The sequence below is a fragment of the Pseudomonas sp. FG-3G genome, assembly GCF_901007645.1.
GTDB lineage: Bacteria > Pseudomonadota > Gammaproteobacteria > Pseudomonadales > Pseudomonadaceae > Aquipseudomonas > Aquipseudomonas rhizophila.
Genome location: NZ_CAAKGZ010000020.1, coordinates 68,057 through 82,527, shown reverse-complemented (window position 1 = coordinate 82,527; position 14,471 = coordinate 68,057). Strand labels below are relative to the sequence as shown.

General features: G+C 58.6%; 13 protein-coding genes. 4 read left to right on the top strand and 9 right to left on the bottom strand.

The window, feature by feature from the left end; all coding sequences use genetic code 11:
* Position 1: 1 nt before the first annotated feature.
* Positions 2-1,291 carry a CitMHS family transporter gene (locus tag PSEUDOMOFG3G_RS10115; RefSeq protein WP_139049838.1) on the bottom strand — a complete coding sequence of 430 codons (1,290 nt, stop codon included), beginning with the start codon at positions 1,289-1,291 and terminating at the stop codon, positions 2-4.
* 336 nt (positions 1,292-1,627) lie between these two features.
* Between PSEUDOMOFG3G_RS10115 and PSEUDOMOFG3G_RS10110 the strand changes: the two genes are divergently transcribed.
* Positions 1,628-2,827 carry a citrate synthase gene (locus PSEUDOMOFG3G_RS10110; RefSeq protein ID WP_076384217.1) on the top strand — a complete coding sequence of 400 codons (1,200 nt, stop codon included), beginning with the start codon at positions 1,628-1,630 and terminating at the stop codon, positions 2,825-2,827.
* Here PSEUDOMOFG3G_RS10110 and PSEUDOMOFG3G_RS10105 read toward each other — a convergent pair.
* From PSEUDOMOFG3G_RS10105 to PSEUDOMOFG3G_RS10070, 8 genes are all read right to left on the bottom strand, one after another.
* Positions 2,824-4,200, bottom strand: a complete 1,377-nt coding sequence (locus PSEUDOMOFG3G_RS10105) for an MmgE/PrpD family protein (RefSeq protein ID WP_171061355.1) — start codon at positions 4,198-4,200, stop codon at positions 2,824-2,826. The genes PSEUDOMOFG3G_RS10110 and PSEUDOMOFG3G_RS10105 overlap by 4 nt on opposite strands.
* Before the next feature lie 83 nt (positions 4,201-4,283).
* Positions 4,284-4,592, bottom strand: coding sequence for a DUF4387 domain-containing protein (locus PSEUDOMOFG3G_RS10100; RefSeq protein ID WP_047225592.1), 309 nt, complete (start codon positions 4,590-4,592; stop codon positions 4,284-4,286).
* Entirely contained in the window at positions 4,592-6,004 is a 1,413-nt protein-coding gene (locus PSEUDOMOFG3G_RS10095; protein ID WP_139049837.1) for an acyclic terpene utilization AtuA family protein, read from the bottom strand. Before PSEUDOMOFG3G_RS10095 ends, PSEUDOMOFG3G_RS10100 begins: the two co-directional genes overlap by 1 nt.
* 322 nt (positions 6,005-6,326) lie before the next feature.
* Entirely contained in the window at positions 6,327-7,652 is a 1,326-nt protein-coding gene (locus PSEUDOMOFG3G_RS10090) for an NTP/NDP exchange transporter (protein WP_107322820.1), read from the bottom strand.
* A gap of 69 nt (positions 7,653-7,721) precedes the next feature.
* The gene (locus tag PSEUDOMOFG3G_RS10085) at positions 7,722-8,777 is read right to left on the bottom strand and encodes an oxidoreductase (protein ID WP_047225589.1); all 1,056 of its coding nucleotides are present in this window, start codon (positions 8,775-8,777) and stop codon (positions 7,722-7,724) included.
* A gap of 44 nt (positions 8,778-8,821) precedes the next feature.
* Complete coding sequence (locus PSEUDOMOFG3G_RS10080) at positions 8,822-9,082, bottom strand: DUF2790 domain-containing protein (protein ID WP_083714399.1); 261 nt, start codon at positions 9,080-9,082, stop codon at positions 8,822-8,824.
* 134 nt (positions 9,083-9,216) lie between these two features.
* Positions 9,217-10,590 (bottom strand): heavy metal sensor histidine kinase, encoded by a 1,374-nt coding sequence (locus tag PSEUDOMOFG3G_RS10075; protein WP_139049836.1) that lies wholly within the window; start codon positions 10,588-10,590, stop codon positions 9,217-9,219.
* Positions 10,590-11,294, bottom strand: coding sequence for a heavy metal response regulator transcription factor (locus PSEUDOMOFG3G_RS10070; protein ID WP_047225586.1), 705 nt, complete (start codon positions 11,292-11,294; stop codon positions 10,590-10,592). Before PSEUDOMOFG3G_RS10070 ends, PSEUDOMOFG3G_RS10075 begins: the two co-directional genes overlap by 1 nt.
* A gap of 330 nt (positions 11,295-11,624) precedes the next feature.
* Between PSEUDOMOFG3G_RS10070 and PSEUDOMOFG3G_RS10065 the strand changes: the two genes are divergently transcribed.
* From PSEUDOMOFG3G_RS10065 to PSEUDOMOFG3G_RS10055, 3 genes are read left to right on the top strand one after another with little or no spacing between them, the layout of a single operon-like run.
* The gene (locus tag PSEUDOMOFG3G_RS10065; RefSeq protein ID WP_139049835.1) at positions 11,625-12,440 is read left to right on the top strand and encodes a MipA/OmpV family protein; all 816 of its coding nucleotides are present in this window, start codon (positions 11,625-11,627) and stop codon (positions 12,438-12,440) included.
* Complete coding sequence (locus PSEUDOMOFG3G_RS10060) at positions 12,440-13,126, top strand: response regulator transcription factor (protein WP_139049834.1); 687 nt, start codon at positions 12,440-12,442, stop codon at positions 13,124-13,126. Before PSEUDOMOFG3G_RS10065 ends, PSEUDOMOFG3G_RS10060 begins: the two co-directional genes overlap by 1 nt.
* On the top strand, positions 13,047-14,462 hold the full coding sequence (locus PSEUDOMOFG3G_RS10055; protein WP_257220707.1) for a HAMP domain-containing sensor histidine kinase: 1,416 nt from the start codon (positions 13,047-13,049) through the stop codon (positions 14,460-14,462). Before PSEUDOMOFG3G_RS10060 ends, PSEUDOMOFG3G_RS10055 begins: the two co-directional genes overlap by 80 nt.
* Positions 14,463-14,471 lie beyond the last annotated feature (9 nt).

The following is a 14,471-nucleotide window of genomic DNA, read 5'->3' as shown; positions in this document are numbered from 1 at the left end:
TTTAAATAATTGCTCTTGTAACGATGGCCGTTGCTATGAGCGTAAGGCTGCTGCCGATTGCCCACAACAAGCAGTATCTTTGCATCTCGCCCATGTCCCGCTGGATAATCCCGCTGATGAGATAAACAGCGGCAACGAGTGGACTTAATGCGTGAACCGGTTGCCCCAGCACCGAGGCGCGGGCGATATGCATCGGGTCAATACCATATTCCGCGCCCGCCGCGCCAAGCACCGGCAAGATCCCAAAGAAGAACGCGTCATTGGAAAGCAGGAAATTAAGCGGCAGCGCGACAAGGGCGGTAATGATGCTGAAGTACTGCCCGCCGCCATCAGGAATCATCTGCACGATCCGCGCCGACATCCCATCGACCATTCCCGTGCCGGATAGAATGCCAGTGAAGACCCCTGAAGCGAATATCAGGGCAATGACCGTCAACACACTGTCGGAATGAGCGGCGATTCTCGCTTTCTGCTCCGCCAAACGTGGATAGTTGATCAGCAACGCCAGGGAAAACCCCACCATCATCACCAGGGGTAACGGTGCCAGTCCTGTACCCATGGCGTACATCAGCGCGGCCGTGAGTGCCAGGTTGACCCAGAACAGCCTGGGGTTTTGCGTGGCCGATTCGATAAGGGGTAGAGGCAGCTCTTCAGACACAGTGTCCTTTGCCATGGGCGTCCACCCCAAACGACGTCGCTCTTTGCGGCCTATCCACACTGCCACGATAAACGCGTAGGCCAGACCTGCAAACATGGCGGGTACAAGGCCCAGGAATATCTCGCTGACATCCAGATGCAGCGCGCTGGCAGCCCGCGCTACCGGCCCACCCCAAGGGATGATGTTAACGACCGTATTGGTCAACAGAAGCATCAGTGCAAGGATGAGCGGGTTCATCCCAAGGCGAAGGTAGAGCGGCAAAAACGCCGTTGTCACGATCAGCACCGTCGTTGCCCCATCCCCATCGAAGGAGATGACCGACGACAGCAAAGCGGTGCCGAGCACCACACGAAGGGGATCATTTCCCACATAACGCAGAATCCGGCGAACCGCGGGCTCGAACAGCCCCGCGTCGAACATGATTGCGAAATACAGGATTGCAAACATCAACATCAATGCCGTTGGCGCCACTTGCTGGACGCCTTCCATCACCATGCCGCCCAACTCCGGTCCTGCGCCGCTGGCCAGCCCGAAAGCAATCGGGATGAGGATGAGCGCTGTCACAGCAGAAAGTCGCTTGCTGATGATCAACGCCATAAACGTGATGACCATTGCGAAACCTAACCAAGCCATGCCTATCACCTTTTCTTGTTTTTTTTATCAATGTCGTAGCAAATCAATGTGAACGACCGGCCACTCCCGAGGAATCTACATAGGGGAGAAAACCCTGTAAATCTTGATTTTTTTCGTCAACATCCCGCAAATACTGGGGCAAACGTGCTCGTGAAAAGATATCTCAGGGACGCTGGTCGGCTTTCAATGCCCGCCTCCGTCGGTCCCTCTGTGTAGACCGTCCATTGCTGACTCCCTTTGAAAACACGACGAAATGGATATCCTGGTAGACATTGACGCAAGGCAGGTATATTTAATGAATATGTACAAACCCCCATCAACCTGTTCGGATCCGTCATGCCTGATCAAGAAGACCTTTACCTTTCGGCAGAAGAAGCGGCTGGAATGCTGGGGGTCAGCCTTCCAACCCTTTATGCCTACGTCAGCCGGAAGAACATTCGGTCCGTCAAGATCGCCAACACGCCCAAGCGTCGCTATTGGGCCGAAGACATCCAGCGCTTGGTGAAAAGCCCCGCGGGGCACGCTGCAAAGCGCTCGTCGTCATCGGACAGCGCCATTACATTGATCACCGATGACGGCCTCTTCTACAGGGGGCACGACGTCGTCGAGCTCGCCGACCACGCCACGGTCGAGGAGGTCGCCGGATTGATGTGGCAGGTGCCATCGGCCTTCGGACCGTCGCTGCCGCGCGCGCCGAAGGATAGCGTCAAACTGCTGAAGATCTATGAGCACATGTCAGCGCCGGAGAAGGCAATTGCACTTTTCCCGCTGGTTCAAAGGGAGAACCCCAAAGCCTTCGATCTTTCCATCGACAGCTATGCACGCACCGGCGCCGATGTTGTGAGATGGTTTGCCGCGTTGGTCGTGGGCGCGACCCAACCAAGCACACAACCCTTGCACGAATTCATTACCCAGGCCTGCGCAGCCCCGCCGGCCCACGCCGATCTGATCAGGCGTCTTCTGATCCTCAGCGTCGATCATGAACTGGACCACGCCACTCACAGCGTTCGCGTTGCCGCCACGACCGGCGCCACCCCCTACTACGCAGCGATCGCGGGACTCGCGGCCGCCAGGGGTCATAAGATCGCCTATGGCAGAAACGAAGCCGCCAGCAGGATGATCGAGGAAATCTGTACAGCTACCGATCCCACCCAACCGATATTGCAACGGTACAGTCAGGAGGGGCACATCATCGGGTTCGGACCTAATGTCCACTCAGTCAGTGACCCACGTGCTACCAATCTGATGAAAGCGTTGACCGCTGCCTTCGAGGGCGACCCCGAATTTGCCAAGCTGCAGAAAGCTTTTTCGGTCGCCTCGGAACTCGTCGCATACCCCCCGGAGTTCATTCTCCTGGTGAGTTTCATCGGTAGAAAGCTTGGGTTGCATCGGCAGGAAATCGCACTGGCGGGTGTCGGAAGATTGATCGGCTGGATAGCCCACGCCAGCGAGCAATACAACCAGCATCATGACGCTCGCCCCCGCGCTCGGTACACGGGAACTCTGCCACGAGCGACCCACCTCGCCAGTGACTAGACAGAAGCAACCATGGCCGCAAACAGCGATGTGAATTCGGGTTGGTGTTGAAGTTCAGCCACATACCCAAGCACCTTGGCCTGCGCCGACTCTTCAAGATGAGGTGAGGCCATCCTCCTGAATTTTCGTTCAAAATCGCTATCGGTCATCGGTGTTTCGACGGACCCGGGCCCGCTGATCATCTCGCTTACGACGATTTCGCCTGACACCAGCGTGGCGCTGACCCGGTTGGCAAGATGACGCGGAAACAACGCGGTGAGCGCGCCATCCTCCACCACGCTGATCTTGCCCATCAGGGCAACCACCATGGGATCAGCCATCTTTTCCGGCGAATAAGAATCTATGGTGATGTCACCGTCGAGCAGCGCCCGGGCCACGTTGTAGGGCAAACTGTGATCCGCCGTCTCTCGCGTTTTGGGCAACCATTTTTCAGGGGTGTCTGCCAACACTCGACGATTGAACTCGGACGTTTCGATAACGATGCAAGCGATATCGTCGAGATCGTTAATCCGAGCACGTATATCCAGGGCTGCCCACACCGCAGTATGCAACTCACCGTTGGTGGGAAAGGTCTTGGTCAGGGAGCGCCGTATAGCGTAATCACCATTCTCGGGCGTACCAAAACGATCCGTATCCAGGTCGAACGGGCCTGAGACCAATTTAAAGAATCCCATGTCCCCCTCGAACACCGGCGACGGGCCGGTCATGCCGTGACGCGACAGCTGGGCAGCGAAGATCGCATTACGTGCAGCGTTTGCGGCCGAGCAGCCCTTCCAGTCCGACAGGGATCCACTGCGAACCTGGCGCATGGCCAGATGAGCGCTCAACGCTATATTGATTGCCTGTGCGGTCTGCGCCACATCCAGCTTCATCAGACTGGAAGCCGCCGCGGCCATCGCCACATTTATGTAATTGACGTGGTCCCAGCCGCGCTTGTTCAGGCTGGCCGCGTCCTGCAGTCGCATCTGGATCTCATAGGCCAGCACAATGGCCGAAATGAGTTCTGCCCCGGTGGCCCCCTCGGCCTCTGCTAGCGCCAGGCAGGCCGGAATATTGTCACTCGGATGGCCCGGCTCCAGCCCCATATAACCATCGTTGTAGTCCAGGAAACGGACCATCACGCCATTGGCAAACGCCGCTATCTCTGGCGTTGTTTGGACAGTTGTTCCGAACACGCTGGACGCCTGCGCGGGATTGGCAACCGCATAACACACAGCGGCATTCACAGGCGCCGCTCCGTAGGCCCCCAATATGCACGCCAGACTGTCAATGAAGCGCTGTCGCACCAACGCGATGATCTCTTCGGGCAGTCGCTGATGCCTGAATTTATGCGCGTACTCTGCAAGTTGCAGCGCAATAGTCGTATTGCTCATGGTTGCCTCTGTTCTGCACCAGGGTTGGGTCTGCGCCGATGGCGGCGACGGCATCACCTGTTGCCAGGTGACGCGTGCGGTTCTCAGTCCAGAATGACGTCGAGTAAACGTACGTATTGCTGGCCGGCATGCATGTCGCGCTCCACCATCCCGCCTTGCGGCGTAGCGCGAGGGTAGGAAATCTTGACCATTTCCAGGTCAGCAACGGGAATATGTTTCACCCGTGCCGGATCGGTGCCATAGAGCCTTGCGAATTGCGCCGATGAAAGTGCTGCACTTTGTGAGTAACGCTCAAAGTTTTCACGCCCGTCAAAAAATATATCGAAGGTAATCCAGAACGGTCCGGCTTGTTTGGATCGAACATGTCGGCATACATCACGCAACTTAACCATTAACTCAACTCCTTCACAGCCAATGTTGACTCGGAAAGATCGATCCATTGAATACGCACCAACTCAAATGGGTCCTCCAATTGCACTACGTGATTTAACTTGAACTCATAAATCTGACCACGAGGTATATCAGCTGGGGTGAAAGCAAAGCCGTAAGAAGGCAATTCCTTGCCCATTACGCTGGGGTAGTGAAAAAAGTAGGGGTTGCATGCTTGGGCAATCGTATTTGCCATTTCTTGAGTCGCTGCTGTGGCGACAAATAGCATGCCTATTTCCGGCGGAGGCAAAGTTCCAACGGGGGGTTTTACGCCGGTGACGCCGTTCCAGCCATACATTCGCAGCGAGATATGAAACTCTCCCAACTCCTGCGGCGGGATGGATTGACGGGTCCGGGTGTACAGGGCTTCCAGCAGGCGGTCATGAAACCCATCAATATCATTGAGTACATCGGGGTCCTGGATACCCACTAACATGATTGTCTGATAGAGACCGGCCGCGGCGCCCTCCAGCTTCATTGTGTAGGGCATCGTCTCCCATTCAGACCCTACGACACGAACGGCTCGCTCGTTCAGCTTCTGGTAGCGCGCTTGTGCGACGTTCAGGATACCGCCGGGTTCCACCAATCGAAACGGGTCGCTATTTTCATAAAGCATGTGTGCAGAGACGCTATGGGGCGTGCACTGATTGTCTTTACTTAATGGCTCAACGTCGAAACCCTGCGCATCAACGCTGAGCAATATTCCCGAGCCCAATGTCGGGTTAACGGCGCACTGGACACCGCACTCCCCCGTTTTGCCGGCATGCCAGGACGGCCCCCAGGGCGCGCCCTTCCAGATCGGATAACAGGCAATGACCGCCGTGTCGGTCGAACGACCCGCCAAAATGATATCGGCGCCTGTTTCAAGCGCGGCAATGAACGGTTCTACACCCAGCGCCGCCACAATGTGTTCACAGCTGTCCACCGTAGCGTCATCGAGCTCACCGTGAGGCGGCAGCGGTTTGATACGCCCCTGTGCGTTCAGCTGCTTAACGGTATCCCTGTCCTGTTCACAATATATGAGCGCAATCTTTGGTGTGACGCCCAACTCTCCTGCAACCTCCAGGACTATATCGCGCGTCCAGTCCAGGTTGAGATCGCCACCGGCCTGTCCTGCCGTGCCGACAATTATCGGCACCCCGGACCAGGCCTGCGCCTTCATTAATATCGTCAAGTCGCGTTTGACCGCCCCGCGGTTATTCTTCGATTTTCCAAGTGCGAGATACGCAGCTCCGCTATCGGTAGAACCGGCGTCCGTGGCAATTGCTTGCGCACCGGCCACCAGTCCATAAGTAATTTCTTCTTCACGAACGCCCGCCCCTAATGAACCACAAGGAACGATCACTTTGACGCAACCTTCAAATACCTGCCCCATAAAACCCTCTTCCGATTCACTCAGTCAGGCAATAATAAGGGCTGTAATCGTGTTGACAAGTGGACAAAAATTATCAATATAGGCCCGTTACCCAATGGGTTGCCGGGCATTCTTTCCGAGCATTCGCCTCCATTAATTCGCTGACCGAAATATACTTTTATCGATTAAGTTCAACACCGCTGAAAGTTCGTCTGAGCCTGCACACTTTTCAGAATAAAACTTTGATCTCCAGCGCATTCCGGGAACGCGATGACCGGCAGGACTCATGCGATGATGAACCACCCCGCGCACTCCCGCCGCGTGGCCTTTTGTGTACTCCGGGTTATGTTTCGACGGCGCTGGCGCTGGCGGCCACTCCCCGTGCCTGCTGCTGGTTATCGGCATGCTGTCCCAATTGCCATCCCAGATAAGCCCACAGCAGCGCGCAGCCCGCGCCGATCAGAGCCGCCAGGCCAGTGCCCTGCCCCAGCATGTCGAGCAGGCTCTTGGCCCAACCGCTCAGCGCATCACCGCCGCGATAAACCACGGTGTCGATGAAGTTCTTGGCCTTGTACTTGCTCTCGGCATCCAAGGGTGCGAAGAGCATTTCCCTGCCCGGCCGGACGAACGCGTATTCACCGATTCGCCGCACGATCATCAGGGCGGCAAGCAGTGCGAAGCCGGGGGCCAGCGCAAGACCCACGAACCCGATGCACATGAGCAGCGGCACGATCGCCAGTAACGCACGCACCCCCAGCTTCGGCGCAATGCGCCCGGTGATGAACAGCTGAGACACCAGAGCGCCAGCCTGCACGATGAAGTCAATGGTGCCGAAAACCCGGACCTGCGCCTCACGACTCGGAAAATGTTCGGCCACCAGGCGCGCCTGCTCGAAGTAGAGAAAGGTGGTGACCGTCGCCAGTAGCACGACGAACCCGGCGATCCCCAACAGGTAGGGTGACCTGAGCACCGCCGTCAAACCGCTGAACGGATTGCCCTGCAGTGGCTGCCCGGGGCTTTGCGTCGGTGCCGCACCAGGCCGCCCAGCCCCGCCCTTTTCGCGCCAGCCCATCAGCGCCCGCTTCAATACAAATGTGACACCCAGCAACAGCGCGGCCAGAAACATCAAGCCCGAGGCACCAATGGCCTCAATAAGCGCCGCGCTCAGGGCCGGCCCCAGCAGACCGCCGATGCTGGCGCCGGCAGCGATGAAGGCAAACAGCCGCTTGGCCTGTTCACTGTCGAATACATCCGCCATCAGGCTCCAGGCCACGGACACCACGAAGAGGTTATAAACCGATATCCATACGTAGAAAGTACGGGCGAGCCAGACGCTGTCCGATTGAAACTCGAACAATTCAACGAACATCAGCAAGTTGATCCCGAAGAAGCCGTACACCCAATCAACGAGGCGCAGGCGCGGGACCCGGGAACTGACCCAGGCAAACAACGGAACGGCCGCCAGCATCACCAGGAACGTGGCAGTGAACAGCCATTGCAGATTCTCCACGCCCGCCGCGATGCCCATCGATTCACGTATCGGGCGCAGCATGAAGTAGCCGGTAAAGAGGCAGAGGAACAACAAGAACCCGCACAGCGCCGGACGCAGCTCATCGTCACGGGCGTTCACGGCAAGGCTCAGTCGATGCAAGTAGGAAGGCGCACTCATGGAGACTCCTGGAAGGCGACAACAGGCAAGAGAGTGGGCACGCAACGGATTGCCGTGCCCAAGGCATGATCAGCGGTAGGTGACGCCGGTCAGTCGCTCGGAGACGGTCCAGAGCCGTTCGGCATCCGCCTCATGGGTGGCGGCCGGCGGCATCCTGGCGAAGCCCAATGGGCCGCGTTTTTCCTCGTCGCCGGTGGGGCCGTAGTAGGCACCGCCAACCGCCTCAGGCGCGGTGGCGGCATACAGCGTGGGCAGCGCCCCCTGGGCAGCTGAATGGTATACGTCGCGATCCTTGGCCCATCGCTGGCCGAACTCGCTGTTCAGACCCGGACCACGCGCGACCAACTCGGTGACGGCGACGCCTGGATGCGCAGCGATGCTGCGAATGTTCCAACCTGCGGCCTCGCTGCGCTGCTGCAAGGCAAAAGTCCAGTGCAGGATGGCCAGCTTGGACTGCGCGTAGGCGGCCAAAGGTTGGTACTGCTGCTCAGCCTGCAGGTCGTTGAAGTTCATTGTTCCGCGAGCCGCGGCGATGCTCGAAAGGCTCACCACGCGAGCGTCCTGGCTTTGCCGTAACAACGGCACCAGCAGGCCGGTCAGTGCGAAGTGCCCCAGGTAGTTGGTCGCCAACTGGAGCTCGAAGCCATCCGCGGAGGTACCCCGCTCAGGAGGCGCCATGACGGCGGCATTATTGATCAACACATCCAGGCGCGGCAGTCTCTGATTGAGACGCTGGGCCAGGCTGCGCACCGATGAAAGATTGGCCAGGTCCACGGCCTCGAACTGCACCTTGGCGTCGGGTACGGACGTTTTGATTTGCGCGATGGCCTGCGCGCCACGCTCCGGGTTGCGCGCAGCAATGATGACGTCGGCGCCGGCCCGGGCCAGTGCCAGTGCGTCCTCGTACCCCATGCCGCTCGTGCCGCCGGTGATCAGGACGATTCGACCTTCCTGGGAAGGCATGTCGCGGGTCGACCAGTCCGGTTTCGGCGCGACGCGACTGGACGCATCGATACTGACCGCGCTTAGCAGCACGGCGCCAACGGTCAGTGTTCGAGCCAGCTTCACCAGTCGGCTCAGGTTATTTGAAAGGCCCGTTTCGGTTGCTGCTGTTCTGATGCACATGGTTGAGCTCTCTATTTGGATGAAGAACCAGCACTGCCGAACGGTCACTGGAGCACGCACACCTCAGACTGCTTCAGAAAGCTGACGCGCTCTGTGACCCCTTGCGTATTCACGTAGGTCATCTTTGCGCGCACGACCTCGCACACCCGCGACTCCGGTTCTTCAATGCGGATGACCCTGGCGATATCCAGCGGCATGCCATATTCGTAGGCAGGCACATCCGCCTTCTCTTCGGCGAACAGAGGCAAACCGCTCAGAGTGATGAATGCCAGAAGACTGGCGATCGACACGTTTTGAATGTTCATAGTGGACTCCACGACTGTCCTTTACCGGGATGGTCGTAGCACTCTAGGGGGAGGTGACTGACGTCAAGGTGACTGCTGACTGACAGGAAGATGTCAAACGCCGGCGAGCCACGCCGGCCATCGGTTGACGGCGACTAACGGGCTGCCTGGCTGGTCAGGGAGAATCCGAAGGTATTGAAGCCATCCTTGCTGTGGGCGAACACACGGCCACCGTGCATGGACGCCACAGCTCGCACAATGGAGAGCCCCAGGCCATGGTGTGCGTCGCTTCGCGCCCGGGCGACATCGGCGCGATAGAAACGCTCGAACAAGCGCTGCAGGTGCACATCGTCAATGGGCTCACCCGCATTGGAAACACTTACCTTGGCCTGCGCGCCAAGACGTTCCAGGCTTACAGTAATGGTGCTCTGCGGCACCGCGTATCGCGCCGCGTTTTGCAGCAGATTGGCCAAAGAGCGGTGAAAAAGGCGTCGGTCGATGCATACGCGCATGTCGCCTTTGATCACCACGTCCAACTGTTTGTCGTGCAAGACGGGCTCCAGGTATTCCACCGTCTTGGACGCCTCCTCGTAGAGCGAGACATCACTGAGCTCGGTCGCACGCTGCCCGCTTTCGGCACCCGCCAGGAACAGCATGTCATTGACGATGGTGCCCATGCGCTCAAGCTCTTCCAGATTCGATTGCAGCAGATCCTGAAGCTCAGCCACATCACGCCCGTGGGCCAACGCGACCTGGGTCTGCCCGATCAGGTTGGTCAGCGGCGTTCGCAGCTCATGGGCGACATTGGCATTGAACCCTTCGAGCTGGCACCAGGCGGCCTCCTGGCGAGCCAGGGCCCCGTTGAACGACACCGCCAGTTCCTGTAACTCGTCGGGCAGTGCCTCGGTGTCCAGTCGCTGCTTTGAATCACCCGGCGGCAGGCTGTTGGCCTGACGGCTCAGGCGCCTGACCGGCCCCAGGCCGAAACGCGCGATCCAGTAACCCAGCAGTGCGACCAGTACGATGCCCAGCGCCGAAGTCAGGATCAGCGTCTTGGTGAAATGGTCCAGGGTCTTCATGAACGGCGTTGAATCGAGCCCCACGATAAAGCGCAACTCCGGGCGGTTACCCATGGCAGAGATGGTCTTGACTTGCAGCACCATGGGACGATCCCGTTCAGGTATCGCCATGCTGAAAAATCCATCCGGGCGCTTCGACCAATCCTGGCCGTCCGGCATCGCTCCGCCATAGCTGTAGGCCGGGTCGTCAACCAGGACCCAATAACGCACCCGCTGATCCGTGGGCGTCAGGCCATCGAGCTTTTCACGCAAACCGACCCAGAATGCCGGTGAATCGTATTTTGTGAGCACGGGATCAAGTACGGAATGGCGCAGGATCAACTCGTTTTGCATCTGATCTTCGAGCGATGTCTTCAATGAGCAGCGCAGCAGCGTCGCGCTGATGGAAATGATCAGCAAGACCGCCAGCGCAAACATCAATGCCAGCCGCTTGGCTATCGACCCCTTCATCACCGGGTACTGCCTTGACTGGCATCGGCTTCACGACTTTCCAGTACATAGCCCATGCCCCGGACCGTATGCAGCAGTTTGCGCGAATAAGGCACATCGACCTTGGCCCGGACGCGCTTGATCGCAACCTCGACCACGTTGGCGTCACTGTCGAAATTCATGTCCCAGACCTGCTCGGCAATCATCAGTTTGGAAAGAATCTCTCCCTGGTGCCGCGCCAGAAGGCTCAACAGACAAAACTCCTTGGCCGTCAGATCCAGCCGCAGCCCGGCCCTGGTCACCTTGCGCGCTTGCAGGTCGACCTCCAGGTCGTCGATGCGCAGATGGGTCAGGTCAGCCGTGTCTGCGGTGCGACGACGGATCAATGCCTGAACGCGGGCGACCAGTTCGGCAAAGGAAAAAGGTTTGCCAAGGTAGTCATCAGCGCCCTCGCGCAACCCGCGAACGCGATCATCCACCGTCCCCCTGGCCGACAACATGATGACCGGGGTTTTCTTCTGCTGGCGCAAACCCTCCAGCACGCTGTAACCGTCCTTGCCCGGCAACATGACATCCAGGATCACGACGTCATAGTCCATTTCCAGCGCATAGTGCAGCCCATCGATGCCGTTACTCGCCACATCGACAATGTAGCCGAGCTCACTCAGGCCACGATGCACATAGGAGGACGTCTTTTCTTCGTCCTCGACGATGAGCAAGCGCATCAGGTAACTCCTCTCGGGAAGCGGGACAACCGGGCAATCAGGGATCCAGGTTTGGGTAATTTTTGCACACGACCTGCAAAGTAGCCTGTAGCTACCCTCCACCAGTCTAGACAATCAAGGTGTCCGCAAACTGACCGCTTGCTGACATTCTTGTCAGAATCGACTGACAAGCATATTCAAAGGGCTGCAGGGCACCGGTGCCCACTATCGGATAGGGAATCCTTGGCGACTCTTACCAGGAAGGGATCGATGTCGGTTGATGGTAAGTGTCGAGTAAGAAGAACTTTTCGACGATAGGGTCGCTTTCATCCTATCGATCTGGAGAACCCCATGCATTGCACGCCCCTGTCTGCCGTTTCAAGTGCGATCCGGTTGACTGCCACCACTCAAGCCTTGGTGCTCGGTCTGTGCTCATCCATGGTCGCGCTCGCCGCTGAGTCGGCAAACGCCGAGTCGACTTCATCCTGGGGCCTTGGCATTGGGGCGGTCAGCAGCCAGCAGCCGTACAAGGGCGTCGACCGTGAAACTCAGGCCATACCATTGATCTACTTTGAAAATGACTACGTACGAGTATTCGGCCCTACCGCCGAGATCAAGCTGCCGGGTTTCACTCTCGACGACTCCCAGCAACTGGATCTGAGCATCGTCGGTGAATACGACTTCAGTGGTTATGACAACGACGATGCCCGCTTCCTGGATGGCATGAGTGATCGTAAAGGTGGCTTCTGGGCCGGCGCCAAGGTGCAGTGGAGCAACCCTCTGGCCGATGTCAGCGCCCAGTGGCTGACGGACGTATCGGGCAACAGCAAGGGCCAGCGCTTCACCCTGGGTCTTGAGAGATCCTGGCAATGGGGTGAACACCTCACCCTCACGCCACGAGTGGCGGCGATATGGCAGGACCAAAAGTACGTTGATTATTATTTTGGTGTTCGCGAAAGTGAAGCTCGCATTGATCGAGCGGCCTATGATGGAAAATCCGGCCTCAATACCGAACTTGGCGTTCGTGGAAACTATATGTTCGATGACCATCATTCCGTGTTCCTTGACGTCAAGGCCACCCGCCTCGCCGATGAGATCAAGGACAGCCCGCTGGTAGACCGTTCTACCGACAACAGCGTGCTCTTCGGCTACCTGTACCGCTTCTGATGAGTCGTATTCTGCTGGTCGAAGACCACGAGCGATTGGCGCATCTGGTGTGCAAAGGCCTGGCGAGCGCCGGCATCGCCGTCGATGTGGTCAACCGCATCGATGGCGCGTGGGCGGCTATCGGGCGGGTCCCTTACCAGGCGCTGATTCTTGATCGCGGCTTGCCGGACGGCGACGGGCTCGTCTTGTTGCAGCGCTTGCGCAACGCCGGGCTTGGCTTGCCCTGCCTTGTTCTCACGGCGCGCGACGCGCTGCACGACCGTGTCGCAGGCCTGGATGCTGGAGCAGATGATTATCTGCCCAAGCCATTCGCCATGGATGAGATGGTCGCGCGTGTGCGGGCGTTGCTAAGGCGTCCCGTGGACTGTCGTCCACTTGCGCCGAGTCATGGTGACCTGAGCCTGCAACCCGATACCGGCATCATGTGTTGTGCCGGCCAAAGCATTCCTCTCGCGCCGGCGGAAATGCAGATCATGCTGTTGCTGTTGCGAAAGCCAGGAGAAATCGTGCGTCGCGCCGCGATAGAAGCGGCAGGTTGGGGCTTGAGCGAAGCCGTGACGCCTAACGCACTGGATGTGGCCCTTCACCGGATCCGCCGCAAGCTGCTTGCCATCGGCTCCCGCCAACGAATCATCAACCTCAGAGGTCTCGGTTATGCCCTTCGTCAAGAGGACGTGGCGCAATAGCATCAGCTTCAAGGTGCTGCTCGCCTACGTGGTCGGCGTGGGGTTGAGTATTCTGCTGATTGCATTAGGGGTGCTCGCGCTCGTCACCTCAAAGAGCGATATTTTATTGACCACCGACGTCGCCGAGCGCACCCATGAACTGGCCGGCAAGCTCCAGTTCGATGCCACTGGCCGGCCCAACGGCTTCGACAGCAGCGAGGGTGACCGAGTCTGGACCTTCGATAGCCTGGGGCGGGAAATCGGCCACCGCGTGCTGGATTCAACGGGCAATGTGGTCCTGACCTCCACCGACGCGACGTTCTGGTCTTCAGTCGCATCGAATCCTCCATCGCAACAACCGAGATTCAAGTTCGAACGTGAAGGCATCGTCATGTACGCCGCCACCGCGGCTGTCGAGCACCAAGGCAAGACCTGGTATCTGCAATTTGCCGCCAGCGAAAGGCTAATGGATTTGCTCCATGGGGGATTTGCCTTGCCATTCATGGGGGCCGGGATCGCGCTGTTCAGCCTGGTGCTGCTGTTCGTCTTCGGCGCCTGCGCTTATTTCACGTTGGGCTACACCCTCAAACCCTTGCGTGAAGTGTCGGAGTCAGCGGCGGCCATCTCCCCTCGCTCCCTGCACTCGCGGTTGCAGGTAAAAACCGTGCCGTCCGAGGTCGAGCCGCTGGTCACCAGCTTCAACCAGGCGCTTGCGCGCCTGGAGCGAGGTTATCGTGTCCAGCAGGAGTTTCTTGCAACCGCCGCGCACGAGTTGAAAACACCGCTGGCGCTGATTCGCGCGCAAATCGAACTGATGCAAGACAGTCACGCGCACAATGCCCTGCTCGATGATGTGGCGCACATGACACGGCAAGTCCAGCAACTGCTGCTCCTGACCGAAGCCAGTGAGGTTCAGAATTACAGTTTTGCCACAGTGGAAATAGCCGATGTCGCCAGGGAAGCCTGCGGCTATCTGCAGCGTATGGCCGAGGCCGTCGACGTACGTCTTGTTCTGGTTGACGAAACGCCTGAAGGCGGCCAATGGCAGGCCGATCGAAGCGCGCTCTTCACGTTGCTCAAGAACCTGCTGGAAAATGCCATTCAACACGCCCCCCGCGGTACTGAGGTCAGGATGCACGTCAGCGCGGGCGCACTCAGGGTGCGCGATTGGGGCCCCGGCGTTGATCGCGAGCAATTGCCGCACCTGTTCACGCGCTTCTGGCGTGGGCCACATCGCCGTGATCATGGCGCGGGGCTTGGCCTGACGATCTGCCAGGAAATTGCCCGGGCCCATGGCTGGATGCTGTCTGCAAAGCGCGCGGAGCCGGGCCTGCTGTTTGAGTTGTCTTGGCCGTAGCGGTTGGTT